We start from the raw sequence: 14,776 nt of genomic DNA, 5'->3' as shown, positions 1-14,776 counted from the left end.
CCATCCGGGCGGACCGGCCGCAGAGCTGTGCGGGGACGGCGGTCAGTGCGGAGAAGGCGTGGCGTACGAAGCGGCGCGCCGCAAGGCCGAGACCGCCTCGGTGACGACGCGCTCGATGAGCTCCTCGCACGACGGCAGGTCGTCGAGCACGCCGACGACCTGGCCGGAGGCGAGCACGCCCGCGTCGGTGTCGCCCTCGACGAGGCCGGCGCGCAGCATCGTCGGGGTGTTGGCCGCGAGCGCGAGTTGGGCGAGCGAGCGCCCCTGGGCGTGCTTCATCGCCTTGCCGTCGGCGGCCAGTTGCCTCCAGGTGAGGCCCGACGCCTTCTTGAACTCCAGCGTCCGGCGGACCGTCGGCAGGAGGCGTCTGGCGAACGACGCCTCCTCCAGCTCCTCGACGAGCTCCGTGCGCAGCATCCGGTGCGGCATGCCGTCGACCTTGTCGGTGACGACGGTGCCGTCCAGACCGTAGGAGAGGTAGAGCTCTTTTACTGCCTGCGGCACCGCCGAGTCGGCGGTCAGCAGGAAGCGGGTGCCCATCCCGATGCCCGCCGCTCCGTAGGACAGCGCGGCGGCGAGTCCGCGACCGTCGAAGAACCCGCCGGCTCCGATGACGGGGATGTCGACGGCGTCGACGACGGACGGCAGCAGCAGCGTGGTGGGCACGGCGCCGGTGTGGCCGCCGCCCTCGCCCCCCTGCACCATCACCGCGTCGGCGCCCCACGAGGCGACCTTCTTCGCGTGCTTGGGCGCCCCGATGGAGGGGATCACGACGATGCCGTGCTCCTTCAGCATCGCGATCAGCTCAGGCTTGGGCGCGAGGGCGAAGGAGGCGACCTTGACGCCGTGGTCGATCAGCAGTCGGCAGCGGTCGACGGCGTCGGCAGCGTCGGCACGGAGGTTGACGCCGTACGGCGCGGTCGTGCGTGAGCGGACCTCGATGACGGCCTTTTCGAGTTCGCCGAGGGTCATCGTGGCCGAGGCGAGGATGCCGAGGCCGCCCGCGTTGGCGGTGGCGCTCACCAGGCGGGGTCCGGCGACCCAGCCCATGCCCGTCTGGACGACGGGGTGCTTGATCCCGACGAGGTCGGTCAGCGGTGTGCGGAGCAGTTGTCCGGTCACGATGCGGCCTTCTCGGGCTCGGGGACCTCGCGCAGCCGCAGGCCCTTCGGGTCGAGCACGTCGCGGATCAGGTGCAGTTCCTCGGAGGTCGGCTCCCGGGTGGTCGCCACCTCTCCCGACGCGGATCGCAGGACGTCGAACGCGAAGCCGGTGGCGGCGACGACCTCCTCCAAGGTCACGCCCGGGTGGAGGGAGAGGAGACGCACGGTGTCGCCCTCCCCCCTGACGTCGAAGACCGCGAGGTTGGAGACGATCCGGTAGATGTCGTTGTACTTCGACGCCGCGACCCCGGCCGTGCGGGCCCGCTTGGGGCCGACCCCGCAGACCACGTCGACGGCTTCGACGAAGACGCGCGGCGAGTGTCGCGGCACCCAGTAGGAGGTGCGGTTGTTGACGGTGTTCCCCGGGGCGCCGCGCGAGCCGAGCAGTTGGCGCGTGGGCTGGGCGAAGTCGCCGAGGGCGGAGATGTTCTGGTTGCCGTCGCGGTCGACCTGGGTGGCGCCCATCATCACGTGGCGCTTGCCGTAGTTGACGATGTCGAAGACCTTGCGGAACGGGATCCATCCCTCGACCACGCCGGTCCTGCCGATCGCGGGGGCGCTGGCCAGCCACAGCGACTCGCCGTCGGAGACGACCAGGTCGGGGTTGGAGGTGAGCTTGGCGAGGCGGGCGCCGATGGTGGGCAGGAGGCCCATGGGGGAGGCGAAGATCTCGCCGTCGTCCGCGAACGCGTCGGCGATGGCGGCAGCGCACACGTCTGCCCGGGTGTGGTCGGTCATGCCTGCTCCTCGTGGAACGCCTTCACGGCGGCCTGGTAGTCGTCCTCGGTTCCGGCCAGGAACCGTTCGTGGAAGGCGGCCCAGTCCTCGTCGGTCCCGGCAGCGGCGGTGGCGTAGGCCTTCTGGAACTTCTCGTCGCGCTCGTAGTCGGGCACGCAGCTGGTGAAGTGGGCGCCGTTCGGGGTCTGCACCACGCCGGTGACCTCGATCCGCGACAGCAGGAGCCGTTGGACCGGGGTGTCGCCGGTGAGCTCGGCGGTGTCGACGATCTGCTCGACCGACAGGAACGTCCGGTCGGCGGCGCGTGCGAACAGGTCGTCGAAGTAGGGGTCCGGGCCGAGGTAGGCCGCGTTTCCGTGCGCGTCTGCCCGGTTGAGGTGGACCAGTGCGACGTCGAGCTTGAGGGCGGGCACGGCGACGAGCTCTTCGTGGGCCCCGTCCTCGTCCGGGTAGGGGGAGGCGACCGTCCGGATCCAGGAGTTGTTGACCAGCACGTCCGACCCCAGCCCGGCGCGGGCCGGCAGGAACGGCAGGCGCTCGGCGGCGGCCCTGAGGCCGGTGTGGAACATCCCCTCGTCGAGCTCGACGACCTCGGGGATCAGCTTGTGCTGGCGCGCGCGCTGGAAGTTGGGCTCCAGGGGGATCGAGTCGAGGGAGACGAAGGCGTAGACGAGCTTGCGGATCTTGCCGGCGCGGGCGAGGAGGCCCACGTCGGCGCCGCCCCAGGACACGACGGTGAGGTCCTGGAGGTCGGAGTTGCAGATCGCCCGGACCAGGGCCATCGGCTTGCGGCGCGGGCCCCAGCCGCCGATGCCGATGGTCATGCCGTTGCTGAGCCGGGAGACGACCTCGTCGATGGAGACGGTCTTGTCACGGGGCTTGCTCGCCATCACTTGCCTGCCTTGTCGGTCCCCACGAAGGAGTCGCGGAGTTCGTCGGAAACGCCGGAGAGGTTGAGTTCGAAGGTGAAGCCCTGCTCGAAGCGGTAGGACTTGTTGACGTCGATGGGGTCGATGCCGTTGAGGGCGGCCTTGGCGGCACGGATGACGCGGGGGTCCTTGTCGGCGACCTCGGCCGCGAGCGCCAGCGCGGCCCGGTCGAGCCGGTCGCGCGGCACGACCTCCACGACCGATCCGTGCGTCACCAGGTCGGCGGCGGGGATGGTCCGGGCCGTGAAGTAGAGGGTGCGCATCAGGTGCTGGGGGACCAGGCGCGCCATGTGGGTGGCCGCGCCGAGCGCGCCCTGCTTGACCTCGGGGACCCCGAAGAACGCGTCGTCGGAGGCGATCACGATGTCGGCGTTGCCGACCAGGCCGACGCCGCCGCCCAGGCAGAAGCCGTTGACCGCGGCGATCACCGGGACCTCGCACTCGTAGACCGCCTTGAACGCCGCGAAGCAGCCGCGGTTGGCGCCGATCAGGGCGTCGAAGCCCTCGGTGTTCTGCATCTCCTTGATGTCGACACCGGCGTTGAACCCCCTGCCCTCGGCCCGCAGCACCACCACCCGCACCGCCTGGTCCCGGCCGGCGGCGGTGACGGCGTCGGCGACGTCGAACCAGCCCCGCACGGTGAGGGCGTTGACGGGGGGAGCGTTCATGGTGACGACGGCAACCCCGTTGTCACGGAACTCGGTTGAAACAGTCATGGCCATCCGATCTGCGGTGGGGACGATGTTGAATCTAATGTTTGTTTGGTACCGTGGCAACATGAGTCTTCACATCGACCTGGGTCGTCGGGTGGCGCTGGTGACCGGAGGCGCCCGTGGTGTCGGACGGGGGATCACCCGCTCCCTGGTGGAAGCGGGAGCGACCGTGGTGACCTGCTCCCGCTCCGACGTGACACCCGTCGAGGGCACGACGCATCGGGTGTGTGACGTACGCGACCCCGAGGCCGTCGCCGACCTGGTCGCCGGGATCGTCGAGGCCCACGGCCGCCTCGACGTGCTCGTCAACAACGTCGGGGGCGCGCCGGTGACGCCCGCGGCGACCACCAGCCCCCGGCTCCACGCCAAGGTGATCGAGCTCAACCTGTTCGCACCGCTTCTGCTGAGCCAGGCGGCCAACGCCGTCATGCAGGGACAGCCCGAGGGTGGCGCGATCGTCAACATCTCCAGCGTCTCGGCGCTGCGGCCCAGCCCGGGCAGCGCCGCCTACAGCGCGGCGAAGGCCGGACTCGACGCCCTGACCCGCTCGTTGGCCGTGGAGTGGGCCCCCAAGGTGCGGGTCAACGCGATCAACGTCGGTCCGGTGCGCCCCGACGACCCGGCCACGGTGACGGACCACTACGGCGGCGAGGCCGGCATCGTCGCCATCAACGCCACCATCCCGCTCGGCCGGATGGCGGAGCCCCGTGACGTCGGCCGGGTCGCCCTCTTCCTGGCGAGCCCGCTGGCCGACTACGTCTCGGGCTCCACGATCGCACTCCACGGCGGGGGAGAGACGCCCGCTTTCCTGACCGCACAGCAGAACCTGGCGAAGGAGCCGACCCCATGACCGACCACCGCCTGCTCGAAGGCCGCATCGCCATCGTCACCGGAGCCGGCCGCGGCATCGGCCGGGCCCACGCCCTCGAACTCGCCCGGCACGGCGCCAGGGTGCTCGTGAACGACTACGGCGTCTCCCTCTCCGGCGAGAAGGGCGACTCGCCCGCCCACGACGTCGTCGCCGAGATCCGCGCGGCAGGCGGCGAGGCCGAGGTCAACGGCGCCGACGTCGCCGACTTCGCCCAGGCGCACGCCATGGTCCACCAGGCGATCGAGACCTGGGGCGGCCTCGACATCCTGGTCAACAACGCGGGCTTCGTCCGCGACCGGATGCTCGTCAACACCTCCGAGGAGGAGTGGGACTCCGTCGTCCGGGTCCACCTCAAGGGCCACTTCGCCCCGCTGCGCCACGCCGGGGCCTGGTGGCGCGAGGAGTCCAAGGCCGGACGCCGGCCGGTCGCGCGCGTCGTCAACACCTCCTCCGGGGCCGGGCTGCAGGGCTCCGTCGGCCAGGCGACCTACTCCTCGGCCAAGGCCGGCATCGCGGCGCTGACCCTCGTCGCCGCCACCGAGTTGGGGCAGTACGGCGTCACCGTCAACGCGATAGCCCCGGTCGCCAGGACCCGCATGACCGAAGGCGCCTTCGACACCTCCGGCATGGCCCTGCCCGAGGACAACGCGCCGATCGTCGCCTGGCTCGCCTCGGTCGGGGCCGGAGATGTGACGGGTCGGGTCATCGAGATCGACGGCTCCAGGATCACCGTGGAGAACGGCTGGGCCCACGGGCCCTCGCACGACCTGGGACGGCGGTGGGAGGCGGCGGAGGTCGGCCCGTGCGTTCGCGACCTGATCGCCAAGGCCCCCGCCCCCGAAGCCGTCTACGGCACGCAGGGCTGAACCGGGGGCGCGGCGTCTGTCAGCAGATGGCGCATGGCGTGGGTGACGACGTCCAAGGAGGGGGGAAGGACGTCGTCGAGCCGCGTGGCGGCGTTGTCGGCCCACAGGCGGACGGCGCCGCCGGCCGCGCCGAGGTAGGCGTAGGCGACCGCGTCGGCGATGGGCCCCCTGGGGGCGCGTTCGCGGATGTGGGCCGCCACGGCCTCGGCCCATCGGACGATGGTGGCGGCGTTCTCGCTGAACAGCTGCGGCGTGTCGGCGATCAAGGCGTCGCGTCGCCGCAGGAGGGCGCGATCGGCCTCCGTGTAGTCACTGCTCGCGAGGATCGCCCCGACGACGCCGGCCAGCAGGTCGGCCTCGGGCGGAACGGCCTGGAGCAGGGCGCCCAACCGGTCGACGCGTTCGACGTAGTCGTGCCAGATGACGGCCGATTTGGTCGGAAAGTAGCGGAATAAGGTGGTCCGGCCGATGTCGAGCGGGGTTGTGATGTCGTCGACCGTGGTGGCGGCGAAGCCCCGGGTCTCGAAGAGGCCGAGAGCGACCTCTTCGATCTCGGCCTTCGTCGTGGCGAGCGGACGGCCCGGACCACGTGGGCGTCGACGCCTCGGTGGGGATGACGGCGCGGACGCGGGCACGGGACGCATGCGGCGATCCTATGTCGGCGAATGCGGTGTCCCGGAAGCAGCCCGCAGATCAGCGGCGGTTCCCCGGCATGAGCAGGACGCCGCGGTCGAGCCTGCCCTGCCTGGAATCGGCGACGAGGCTCTCGAAGTCCTCCAACTCGTAGGTGGCGGTGACCAGTTCGTCGAGAAGGAGCCGGCCCGAACGGTAGAGGTCGAGGTACTTCGGGATGTCCGCCCCCGGCCGGGAGGAGCCGTAGCGGCACCCCAGCACCGACCGGTCCATGTAGAAGGAGGTCGCCGGGACCGTCAGCCTGGCCTCCGGGCCGGCCACGCCGAGCATGATCATCTGCCCGCCCCAGGCGACCATCTCCATCGCCTGACCGGTGATCGCCTCGCCGCCGACGCAGTCGAAGACGTGGCCCGCTCCGCCGTCGGTGAGCTCGCGTACGGCGGTGACCGTGTCGCCCGCGGTCGCGTCGATGAAATGGGTGGCGCCGAAGAGCTGCGTCCTCGACTCCTTCCCGGGGTTCGTGTCGATGGCGACGATGACCGCCGCGCCGGCGATCCGGGCGGCCTGGATGACGTTGAGGCCGATGCCGCCGGCTCCGATCACGACCACGGAGTCGCCCGGCTGGACGCGGGCCCGGTTCAGCACCGCGCCCGCGCCGGTCAACACCGCGCAGCCGATCAGGCACGCGGCCGTCAGGGGGATGTCCTTCGGGATCGGCACCGCCTGTCCGGCCTTGACGACGATCCGCTCGCTGAACGTCGACAGGGCGGCGTAGTTGTGGACCGGGGCGCCGTCGAGTTCGAACGGGGTTGCGGTCTTGCCGAACGACTCCCGGCACATGGTGGGGCGGCCGGACGTGCAGGCCGCGCACTGGCCGCACGTGGCGAGCGTCGACAGCACCACGTGGTCGCCGACCGAGGGCGTGCTGACGCCCGGACCGACCGCCTCGACGACGCCGGCGCCCTCGTGGCCGAGGACGACCGGGACGGGGAAGGGGATCTTCCCGTTGACCACGCTCAGGTCGCTCTGGCACAGGCCGCTCGCGACGATGCGCACCTGGACCTCGCCCGGCCCGGGGACGCGGACCGTGAGGCCGTCGACCAGCTTGTTGCCGACGCCGTCGAAGACAATCGCTTTCACTTCTGACCTCGTTTTTCCATTTGAGTGCCGGGGGCCGAGAACGCCGACGCGGCTCAGCTGCCGACCGCGCGCCGGCCGGCCGTCGCCGCGCCGTCCACGACCAGGTCGTGACCGGTGACGTAGTTGGCCTCGTCCGAGGCGAGGTAGAGGACGCCGGTCGCCATCTGGGAGGGGTTGGCGGCGTAGCCGATGGGCTGGAGCTTGTCGAGCATCTCGACGATTCCGGGCACGTCGGGGACCATGTCGGAGAGCATGGTGCCGGGGGAGATCGTGTTGACCCGGACGCCGAGCGGTGCGAGCTCGATCGCCGCCGCCTTCGACATGGCGATCACGGCGGCCTTGGTCCCGCTGTAGATCGCCATCCCCTCGCTGGGGGAGCTGCCGCCGTTGGAGGCGGTGTTGACGATGACGCCGGAGCCCTGCCCGACCATGACCCGGCCGGCGGCCCTGGTGCCGTAGAAGATGCCGCCGAAGTTGACGTCCACCATGCGCGAGTAGCTCTCGTCGGTGGTCTCGACGAGGGGCGACATGCCGATGAAGCCGGCGTTGTTGCACATCACGTCGAGCCGCCCGTGGCGGGCGACGGTGCCGCTGACCAGGGCGTCGACCTCCGTCGGGTTGCTGACGTCGGTGCGGACGAACTCGACCCCGATCTCCTTCGCGACGGTCTCGCCCTGCTCCTGGTTGATGTCCGCGATGACGACACGGGCGCCCTCGGCGGTCATCAGCTCGGCGATCGCGCGCCCGAGGCCCGACGAACCCCCGGTGACAATGACGATTTTCTCCTGCATGCGACCGGCCATTGAGCAACCCTTCATAAGTTTTCGTATCGGCGAAAAGCGCCTCTACGACGGCGGCGCGGAGATGCTGGGCGGATTCCCCAGCGAAGGTTTCACCACCGTAGCCAGTGGCTACTTTTGCGTCAATGACAACGTCGCTGCGGGCTCCCGTCAGGAGCCCAGCCTCGCGCGGATCACGCCGGCGGCCGTGAACAGCTGCGGAACGACCGCGTCGGCATTGGCCAGCGCACCGCGCCACGCCAGGGAGACGGCGGCGATCCCCTGGCCCCGGTGGGTGACGGGGACGGCCACGGCGGAGACCCCGTTCCGGTTCCTGGCCTGCTCCGAGGCGACGCCCCGCTGCGCCCGGACCGCTGCGAGCCGCTGGTGAACGGCGTTCTGCTCGCTCTCCGACAGCGCCCTGCGGTGGACGTCGGCCAGGAGGCAGTAGACGGCCTCCGGAGCCATGGTAGCGAGGAGGGCCCGCCCGCCGGCGCTGTCCGCCGCCGGAATGCGCGTGCCCACACCGGTCGGCACGCTGTCGTCGACGAGGCCGCCGACCTTGTCGAGGCAGTAGACAAATCCGCCGGTGAGGACCCAGAGGTGCGCGACGGCGCGGGTGCGCAGGTGGAGCGTGTTCAGCTGTTCATGTGCCGTGACCCGGATCTCCTCCTGGCTGTGGGCCTGAGTGGTGATCAGGGAGGCGCGGGGGCCGAGGGCGTAGCCACGGGCGTCGTGGGTGACCCATCCCTGGTCGATCAGTTGCCCGAGCAGTCGGAACGCGGTGGAGCGGGGCAGGCCGGTGATGCCCGTGAGTTCTTCGAGCAGCAGGTGTCCGGGCGCGTCCACGAAGGCATCCAGGAGCTGGGTGATGCGGCGGACGACGCCGACGCCTGTCGCGGCAGCGGGACGGGGTGCCTTTGCCAGGGTTGCGCTCACTGTGGCTCCTCCCGAACGGTGTGTCGGCGCATGGCACGGACCTGGGCGTCTGTCTCAGTTGTCGGAGCCGGTGATGCTCGGGGTGAGACGCTTCTGGGCCACGTACCCGACGTAGCCCTCGTCCGCGGCGCGGGTGCACCGGTCGGAGTAGCGCTGGAATCCGCCGACGTACATCAGCAGGACCCGCGGCTTGCCGGGGATGTTCGCGCCCACGTACCAGGAGTCGGTTCTCGCGTGCATCGTGCGCGCGGCCACGGCCTCCACCTCGGCGGCCCACTCGTCCTCCAGCTCGGTCGTGGTGCCGAAGCGGGAGATCTGGTTCTCCTGGAGGAAGTCGATGGTCCGCAGGATCCAGTCGACCTGCCACTCCCCGACGGTGATCATCTGCGCGAGAACGGACGGGCTGCCGGGACCGTGCACCATGAACAGGTTCGGGAACCCGGCCGTCGTCAGGCCGAAGACGGTCCTCGGGCCGTCGGCCCACCGGTCGGCGAGTCGGACTCCGCCGACGCCGGTCGGGTTCATCTTCAGCATCGACCCGGTCATGGCGTCGAAGCCGGTGGCGAAGACGATCATGTCGAGCTCGTGCTCGGCGTCGCTCGTGCGAAGGCCCTGTTCGGTCATTTCCACGATGGGGTGCGAGCGGACGTCGACCAGCGAGACGTTGTCCCGGTTGAACGTCTGGTAGTAGCCGGAGTCCACGCAGATCCGCTTGCCGCCGATCGGGTAGGTCTTCGGGCAGAGGAGCTCGGCGGTCTCGGGGTCGTGGACGATGCCCCGGATCTTGTTCCGCACGAACTCGGCGAGGATCGCGTTCGCCTCCGGGTCGCTGGAGGTGTCGGTGAAGGTGCGGATGAACTCGAGTCCGTTCCGGGCGTTCCAGGCGCGCTCCATCACCCCTTCGCGCTCCGCTTCGGTGTAGTCGAAGATGGAGCGCTGCTCGGAGGCGTTGCTCATCAGGACGACCCCGTGGGTCGCCAGCACCTCCTTGCGCCGCTGGGCGTAGTGCTCCTTCCAGTCCCGCTCGTACTCCGGGTCCAACTCCCGGTTGAACGACGGGAGGCTGAAGTTCGGGGTCCGCTGGAAGACGGTGAGGTGGCCGGCCGAGGCGGCCAGTTCCGGGGTGAGCTGGATGCCGGTGGAACCGGTGCCGATCAGGCCGACGCGCTTGCCGGCGAAGTCGACGCCCTCCTTGGGCCACCGGGAGGTGTGGTAGGTCTCGCCCTGGTACCGCTCCGAGCCGGGCCAGTCCGGAACGTGGGAGACGTCGAGGCTGCCGGTCGCCGCGATCACGTACGCGGCCACGAAGCACTCGCCCGAGGCTGTCCCGACGCGCCATTCGTCGGCGGTCTCGTCGAAGGTCAGTTCGTCGACCCGCGTCCCGAACCGGATGTCCTCGCGCAGGCCGAAGCGGTCGGCCACGTGGTTGGCGTACGCCTCCAGCTCCGGCTGCGGCGCGAAGTGCTCCGACCACGACCACTCCTGCTGGAGGGCCTCGTCGAACGAGTACGAGTACTGCATGCTCTCGATGTCGACGCGCGCGCCGGGGTACCTGTTCCAGTACCAGGTGCCGCCGACGCCGTCGCCGGCCTCCAGGCAGACGACCCGCCGGCCCTGTCGGCGCAGGCGGTGCAGGGCGTACATGCCGCTGAAGCCCGCGCCGATGACGACGACGTCGAAGCGTTGGGGGGTACGGTCGTCCGCCGGTCCCGAGGTGGACATGGGTTGCTCCAAGGATCAGATCTGAGCGCGTCGTCGGCTCGACTCGCGCGGGGGTGGGGTGGGGCCTACCAGCCGAGCAGGGAGCCGCCGTCGGCCACGACATCGGTGCCGTTGACGAACGACGCGTCGTCCGAGGCCAGGAAGACCGCGACGTTGGCGGTCTCGGACGGGTCGGCCTGGCGCTTCAGGCCGGTCGGGGTCTCGCCGCCGGCGGTCGTGGGCGACATCGTCGTCCGGAGGTTGCCGGGCAGGACCGCGTTCACCCGGATGCCGGACGACACGAGTTCGATCGCCGCGGTCCTGGTCAGCCCGCGCAGGGCCCACTTGGACATGCTGTAGGACCCGTGCGCGGCGTACGACGTGGTCCCGGCGAGCGAGGAGACGTTCACGATCGATCCGCCCTGCCGGGCGCGCATCGCGGGGACGACGGCCTGGATGCCGAGGAACGGCCCGTGCAGGTTGACGTCGAGGACCTTGTCGAGCTCGGCGAGGGTCTCGTCCTCCAGCAGCTGCCGCCGGTAGACCGCGGCGTTGTTGACGAGGATGTCGAGCCCGCCGAAGGCGGAGGTCGCCAGGGCCACCGCGTCGGCCCAGTCGGACGGGGCCGTCACGTCGAGGTGCGCGTGGACGACGGACTCCCCGAGCTCGTCGGCGAGGTTCTTCCCCAGGTCGTCGAGCACGTCGCCGATCACGACCGAGCAGCCCTCACGCGCCAGGGCCCGGACGATCTGCTCGCCCTGGCCGCGCGCGCCACCGGTGACGATGGCGACCTTTCCTTCGAAGCGGTACGGCATGCTTCCCCATTTCTCAGCGGTGTGCGTGGTTCGACGGCGCGAGCGCGCGTCGGATGGCGGCGGTGTAGTCCGCGTTGACCCGCTGGGAGATCGCGGCCTGCGGGAACGCTCCGGCGGAGCCGTGGAAGGTCCCGGGATACAGGTGCAGCTCGGTGGGCACGCCAGCGTCGGTCAGCCGTTGCGCGTACTCGATCCCCTCGTCGCGGAGCGGGTCGAAGGAGGAGACGGTGATGTAGGCCGGCGGGAGCCCGGCGAGGTCGCGTGCGCGTGCGGGGGCGGCGTACTCCGATGTCCGAGACAGGTCGGCGTTGGTCCCGAGGTAGTGGTGCCAGCTGTCGGCGGCGTTGGGCCGGTTCCACAGCAGGGAGTCGGTGTACTCCGTCGCCGAGACGGTGCGCAGACGGTCGTCCAGAACAGGCGAGTCCAGGGCCTGGAAGCAGACCGCGGGCCCGCCGGCGTCGCGTGCCCTGAGCGCGACGGCCGCGGCGAGTCCCGCGCCGGCGCTGATGCCGGCGACGACGATCCTGGTCGGGTCGATCCCGAGGTCGTTGTCGCCGGCGATCCAGGCCAGTGCGTCGAAGCAGTCGTCGAACGGCGTCGGGAACGGGAACTCGGGAGCGAGACGGTAGTTGACCGACACCACCACGGCGTCAAGGTCGGCGGCCAGGGCCGAGGGAACCCGGACGTCGGTGCGGGCGTCGCCGAAGACGAACCCTCCGCCGTGGAAGTAGGCGACAACGGCAGGCGGCTGCGCCGGGCGGTGCGCCGGCCGGAAGACCACGACCTCGATCTCCGAGCCGTCACGTGCCGACGCCTGCCGGATCTCCACGGCGACCCCTTCGGGGACGGCGGCCATCGGGTCCTCGGCGCCCATCGAGCGGATGACGGCGCGGGCGGCCGCCACGTCGGAGAGTTCGAGACGCGGGAGGAACCCCGTCATCGGCAGGTAGTCGGGGTCGACGGGATGCACCATCATGTCCTCTCCCTTGTGCCTTCGTCGGCACGACCGGCGATCGTCCGCTTCCCGGACCGCAGATATGTGATGGCCGTCACCCGAGCGATCGCATCCGCACCGTAGCCAGTGGCTACATCGTCGTCAACCATTGCCAGGGTATTCGACGCCCCGACAATCGGTCGGCGATTTCGTTGACGCACTGGTAGCCGCTGGCTACAGTGCTGTCCACCGCAGCGCAGGTGTCGTGAGCGATCCGCGCGTGCCGCCGGCCCGCAGAACAGTCGGGCAGCTGTCTTGAGAGCCGCTGTTGCCGCAGATCAGGAGGATGAAGTGTCATCAATGGCCTTGTCGATGAAGCCAACGGGGTGGTTTCAGATCGGCTGGTCCACCGACCTCGCGGTCGGTGACGTCAAGCCGCTGCGCCACTTCGGCCAGGACCTTGTCGCCTACCGCGCCCGGAGCGGCCGGCTGGTGGTCCTGAACGCCTATTGCGAGCATCTCGGCGCCCACCTCGGGCACGGCGGCTCCGTGTCCGGCGAGGACATCCGGTGCCCCTTCCACGGGTGGGAGTGGAGCCCGGCCGGGCGCAACACCTGCATCCCGTACCAGGCCACGACCAACCGGGTCCGCAGGATCGGCACGTGGACGGCGGCCGAGCGGGACGGGCTCATGTACCTCTGGCACGACGCCGACGGCGGCGCTCCGCTCTACGACGTGCCGAGCGTTTTCGAGCTCTTCCCCGAATCCGGTCCCGCGACGGGCTTCCACGAGCTGGGCGAGGCCGGCCGCTTCGAGACGCCGGCGCTGCCGATCCATCCGCAGTACGCCGCGGAGAACGGCGTCGACTTCGCCCACTTCAAGTACGTCCACCGCGCGGACGAGATCCCGACGGTGGTCCGCCGCGAGTTCGGCGAGCACGACTTCAGGACCGAGCTCGCCCTGGACTTCAAGCGCCGGGGCGGCGACGGGACGCAGGAGATCGTCGAGGGCCGCACCCGCGCCTCCCTCCTCGGCCTGGGTCTGGGCTTCTCCTACGCCGACGGGGTGGGCGGCATCTGCTCGGTGACCGCGGTGACGCCGGTGGACGACGAGCGCTCCCTCGTGCGGTTCACCGCATGGGCGAGCAAGGAGGACGGCGAGGGCGACGCGCGGGTCGCCAAGCGCCTGCGCAGCGCCGTCGAGCAGTTCAAGGCCGACGTCGCGATCTGGGAGCACCAGCGGTACACCGAGCCGCCGGGCCTGGCCACGGCGGAGGCCGCGGGCTTCCGTGACATCCGCCAGTGGGCCCGTCGCTTCTACCCCGAGGGACACCTCGGAAACGGCGGCGTCGAGCAGAGCGCCGGCACCGACGCGCTCCGAGCGGAGAACGCGTCGTGAGAGAAGCACTGGCACCCGAACACGAGGCCTGGCGCGCCGAGATCCGTGCGTTCCTCGACGCCGAGCTGCCGAAGGAACACGCCTTCAACCCGGAGTTCGACGACTCCCCGGAGCAGTGGGCGATCGCCGTCGAGTTCAGCAGGAAGGTCGCCGCGCAGGGCTGGATCGGCCTGACCTGGCCGAAGGAGTACGGCGGCAAGGGGCTCCCCCCGGTCATGAACCAGATCCTCCTGGAGGAGCTGTACGCGGCCGACGCGCCGATGATCAACTCGGTCGGGATCTTCCTCGCCGCCGGCACCATCCTGGTGGGCGGAACGGAGGAGCAGAAGAAGCGCCTCCTCCCCGACATCGCCGCCATGCGCACGCTGTGGGCCGAAGGGCTCACCGAGCCGGAGGCCGGCTCCGACCTGGGCTCCCTGCAGACGAAGGCTGTCAAGGACGGCGACGACTGGGTGATCACCGGGCAGAAGGCGTTCACCTCGTGGGGACCGATGTCCGACGTCCTCTACGTGGCCGCCCGCACCGACACCGGAGCCGCGTCGCGCAACGCGATCAGCATCTTCATGGTCGATCTGCGCAGCCCCGGCGTCACCCTCCACCCGATGCGCAACTACGGCGGCGGCGTGCAGTCCAGCACCTACCTCGACCACGTCCGGGTGCCGGGGACCTCGCTGATCGGCGAGGAGGGCGCGGGCTGGCAGTACATCATGCGCGCCTTCTACGCCTCGGGGACCGTCGAGCCCATCTACGCGATGCAGGAGCAGCGACTGCACGACCTGGTCGCGCACTGCGGGAGCGTTCCGGGCAAGCTCGACGACCCGCATGTCCGGGCGGGCCTGGCCGAGCTCGCCGAGATGGTCCAGACCCAGCGCCTGCTCGCCTACGAGATCATCGGCAACGCCGCGAACGGACGGAAGACGCCCTGGGACGGCGGCGTCCAACAGGTCGTGGCCAAGGAGTACGAGCCGCTGTTCGCCCAGGTCTACGACCGCGTCCTCGGCCCGACCGCCCAACTCCGGCCGGGTTCGCGGTACGCCCCGCTCCACGGCAGGCCCGAGGCCTGGTACCGGCAGTCGTTCGCCAACCACGCCGGCGGAACGTCCCAACTCAAGCGGATGGTGCTCGCGACGCGAGGCCTCGGCCTTCCCCGATAGGAG

15 protein-coding genes are annotated in these 14,776 nt (G+C 70.6%); 4 read left to right on the top strand and 11 right to left on the bottom strand.

The features are described from left to right. Window positions 1–42: 42 nt before the first annotated feature. The 4 genes from ACFPZI_RS19080 to ACFPZI_RS19065 are packed head-to-tail and all read right to left on the bottom strand — an operon-like array spanning window position 43 to window position 3,546. On the bottom strand, window positions 43–1,122 hold the full coding sequence (locus ACFPZI_RS19080) for an NAD(P)H-dependent flavin oxidoreductase (protein WP_381364468.1): 1,080 nt from the start codon (window positions 1,120–1,122) through the stop codon (window positions 43–45). Then, window positions 1,119–1,901 carry a CoA-transferase subunit beta gene (locus ACFPZI_RS19075; RefSeq protein ID WP_055628909.1) on the bottom strand — a complete coding sequence of 261 codons (783 nt, stop codon included), beginning with the start codon at window positions 1,899–1,901 and terminating at the stop codon, window positions 1,119–1,121. Before ACFPZI_RS19075 ends, ACFPZI_RS19080 begins: the two co-directional genes overlap by 4 nt. Continuing rightward, a complete protein-coding gene (locus tag ACFPZI_RS19070) occupies window positions 1,898–2,791 on the bottom strand; it encodes a CoA transferase subunit A (RefSeq protein WP_055628908.1) in 894 nt (297 codons plus the stop codon). Before ACFPZI_RS19070 ends, ACFPZI_RS19075 begins: the two co-directional genes overlap by 4 nt. After that, window positions 2,791–3,546, bottom strand: coding sequence for an enoyl-CoA hydratase family protein (locus ACFPZI_RS19065; RefSeq protein WP_381218573.1), 756 nt, complete (start codon window positions 3,544–3,546; stop codon window positions 2,791–2,793). Before ACFPZI_RS19065 ends, ACFPZI_RS19070 begins: the two co-directional genes overlap by 1 nt. Before the next feature lie 61 nt (window positions 3,547–3,607). Here ACFPZI_RS19065 and ACFPZI_RS19060 point away from each other — a divergent pair, with 61 nt between their 5' ends. Both ACFPZI_RS19060 and ACFPZI_RS19055 read left to right on the top strand, forming a co-directional pair. Then, the gene (locus ACFPZI_RS19060; protein ID WP_381364467.1) at window positions 3,608–4,393 is read left to right on the top strand and encodes an SDR family oxidoreductase; all 786 of its coding nucleotides are present in this window, start codon (window positions 3,608–3,610) and stop codon (window positions 4,391–4,393) included. Beyond that, window positions 4,390–5,280 (top strand): SDR family oxidoreductase, encoded by an 891-nt coding sequence (locus tag ACFPZI_RS19055; RefSeq protein ID WP_055628905.1) that lies wholly within the window; start codon window positions 4,390–4,392, stop codon window positions 5,278–5,280. The genes ACFPZI_RS19060 and ACFPZI_RS19055 overlap by 4 nt, the downstream gene beginning before the upstream one ends. Here the strand turns inward: ACFPZI_RS19055 and ACFPZI_RS19050 are convergent. The 7 genes from ACFPZI_RS19050 to ACFPZI_RS19020 form a co-directional block, all read right to left on the bottom strand. Then, on the bottom strand, window positions 5,262–5,924 hold the full coding sequence (locus ACFPZI_RS19050; protein WP_381364465.1) for an acyl-CoA-like ligand-binding transcription factor: 663 nt from the start codon (window positions 5,922–5,924) through the stop codon (window positions 5,262–5,264). The genes ACFPZI_RS19055 and ACFPZI_RS19050 overlap by 19 nt on opposite strands. Before the next feature lie 49 nt (window positions 5,925–5,973). Next, window positions 5,974–7,053, bottom strand: coding sequence for a Zn-dependent alcohol dehydrogenase (locus tag ACFPZI_RS19045; RefSeq protein WP_381364463.1), 1,080 nt, complete (start codon window positions 7,051–7,053; stop codon window positions 5,974–5,976). 53 nt (window positions 7,054–7,106) lie between these two features. After that, window positions 7,107–7,856, bottom strand: coding sequence for an SDR family NAD(P)-dependent oxidoreductase (locus tag ACFPZI_RS19040; RefSeq protein ID WP_063793878.1), 750 nt, complete (start codon window positions 7,854–7,856; stop codon window positions 7,107–7,109). Window positions 7,857–8,003: 147 nt separating this feature from the next. Further along, complete coding sequence (locus tag ACFPZI_RS19035; RefSeq protein ID WP_381364461.1) at window positions 8,004–8,771, bottom strand: IclR family transcriptional regulator; 768 nt, start codon at window positions 8,769–8,771, stop codon at window positions 8,004–8,006. A 54-nt stretch (window positions 8,772–8,825) separates the two neighbouring features. Beyond that, window positions 8,826–10,493 (bottom strand): flavin-containing monooxygenase, encoded by a 1,668-nt coding sequence (locus ACFPZI_RS19030; protein WP_381218569.1) that lies wholly within the window; start codon window positions 10,491–10,493, stop codon window positions 8,826–8,828. A gap of 65 nt (window positions 10,494–10,558) precedes the next feature. Beyond that, the gene (locus ACFPZI_RS19025; RefSeq protein ID WP_381218568.1) at window positions 10,559–11,287 is read right to left on the bottom strand and encodes an SDR family NAD(P)-dependent oxidoreductase; all 729 of its coding nucleotides are present in this window, start codon (window positions 11,285–11,287) and stop codon (window positions 10,559–10,561) included. 13 nt (window positions 11,288–11,300) lie between these two features. Continuing rightward, window positions 11,301–12,263 (bottom strand): alpha/beta hydrolase, encoded by a 963-nt coding sequence (locus ACFPZI_RS19020; RefSeq protein WP_381218567.1) that lies wholly within the window; start codon window positions 12,261–12,263, stop codon window positions 11,301–11,303. 330 nt (window positions 12,264–12,593) lie between these two features. On the opposite strand from ACFPZI_RS19020, the gene ACFPZI_RS19015 reads away from it, so the two are divergent. Further along, window positions 12,594–13,619, top strand: coding sequence for a Rieske 2Fe-2S domain-containing protein (locus ACFPZI_RS19015; RefSeq protein ID WP_381364458.1), 1,026 nt, complete (start codon window positions 12,594–12,596; stop codon window positions 13,617–13,619). Beyond that, complete coding sequence (locus tag ACFPZI_RS19010; RefSeq protein ID WP_055628898.1) at window positions 13,616–14,773, top strand: acyl-CoA dehydrogenase family protein; 1,158 nt, start codon at window positions 13,616–13,618, stop codon at window positions 14,771–14,773. Before ACFPZI_RS19015 ends, ACFPZI_RS19010 begins: the two co-directional genes overlap by 4 nt. Window positions 14,774–14,776 lie beyond the last annotated feature (3 nt).

The organism is Streptomyces chlorus, assembly GCF_042655885.1.
In the GTDB taxonomy this organism is placed as follows: Bacteria; Actinomycetota; Actinomycetes; order Streptomycetales; family Streptomycetaceae; genus Streptomyces; species Streptomyces chlorus.
The sequence above is the reverse complement of the archived record's forward strand: the minus strand, read 5'-3'. Positions and strand labels throughout refer to the sequence as shown.

Bases quoted from the DNA above. Each gene is read 5' to 3' on its own strand.
- ACFPZI_RS19075 (WP_055628909.1), bottom strand. From the start codon at position 1,901: ATGACCGACCACACCCGGGCAGACGTGTGCGCTGCCGCCATCGCCGAC.
- ACFPZI_RS19070 (WP_055628908.1), bottom strand. From the start codon at position 2,791: ATGGCGAGCAAGCCCCGTGACAAGACCGTCTCCATCGACGAGGTCGTC.
- ACFPZI_RS19065 (WP_381218573.1), bottom strand. From the start codon at position 3,546: ATGACTGTTTCAACCGAGTTCCGTGACAACGGGGTTGCCGTCGTCACC.
- ACFPZI_RS19060 (WP_381364467.1), top strand. From the start codon at position 3,608: ATGAGTCTTCACATCGACCTGGGTCGTCGGGTGGCGCTGGTGACCGGA.
- ACFPZI_RS19055 (WP_055628905.1), top strand. From the start codon at position 4,390: ATGACCGACCACCGCCTGCTCGAAGGCCGCATCGCCATCGTCACCGGA.
- ACFPZI_RS19050 (WP_381364465.1), bottom strand. From the start codon at position 5,924: ATGCGTCCCGTGCCCGCGTCCGCGCCGTCATCCCCACCGAGGCGTCGA.
- ACFPZI_RS19040 (WP_063793878.1), bottom strand. From the start codon at position 7,856: ATGGCCGGTCGCATGCAGGAGAAAATCGTCATTGTCACCGGGGGTTCG.
- ACFPZI_RS19030 (WP_381218569.1), bottom strand. From the start codon at position 10,493: ATGTCCACCTCGGGACCGGCGGACGACCGTACCCCCCAACGCTTCGAC.
- ACFPZI_RS19025 (WP_381218568.1), bottom strand. From the start codon at position 11,287: ATGCCGTACCGCTTCGAAGGAAAGGTCGCCATCGTCACCGGTGGCGCG.
- ACFPZI_RS19020 (WP_381218567.1), bottom strand. From the start codon at position 12,263: ATGATGGTGCATCCCGTCGACCCCGACTACCTGCCGATGACGGGGTTC.
- ACFPZI_RS19015 (WP_381364458.1), top strand. From the start codon at position 12,594: ATGAAGCCAACGGGGTGGTTTCAGATCGGCTGGTCCACCGACCTCGCG.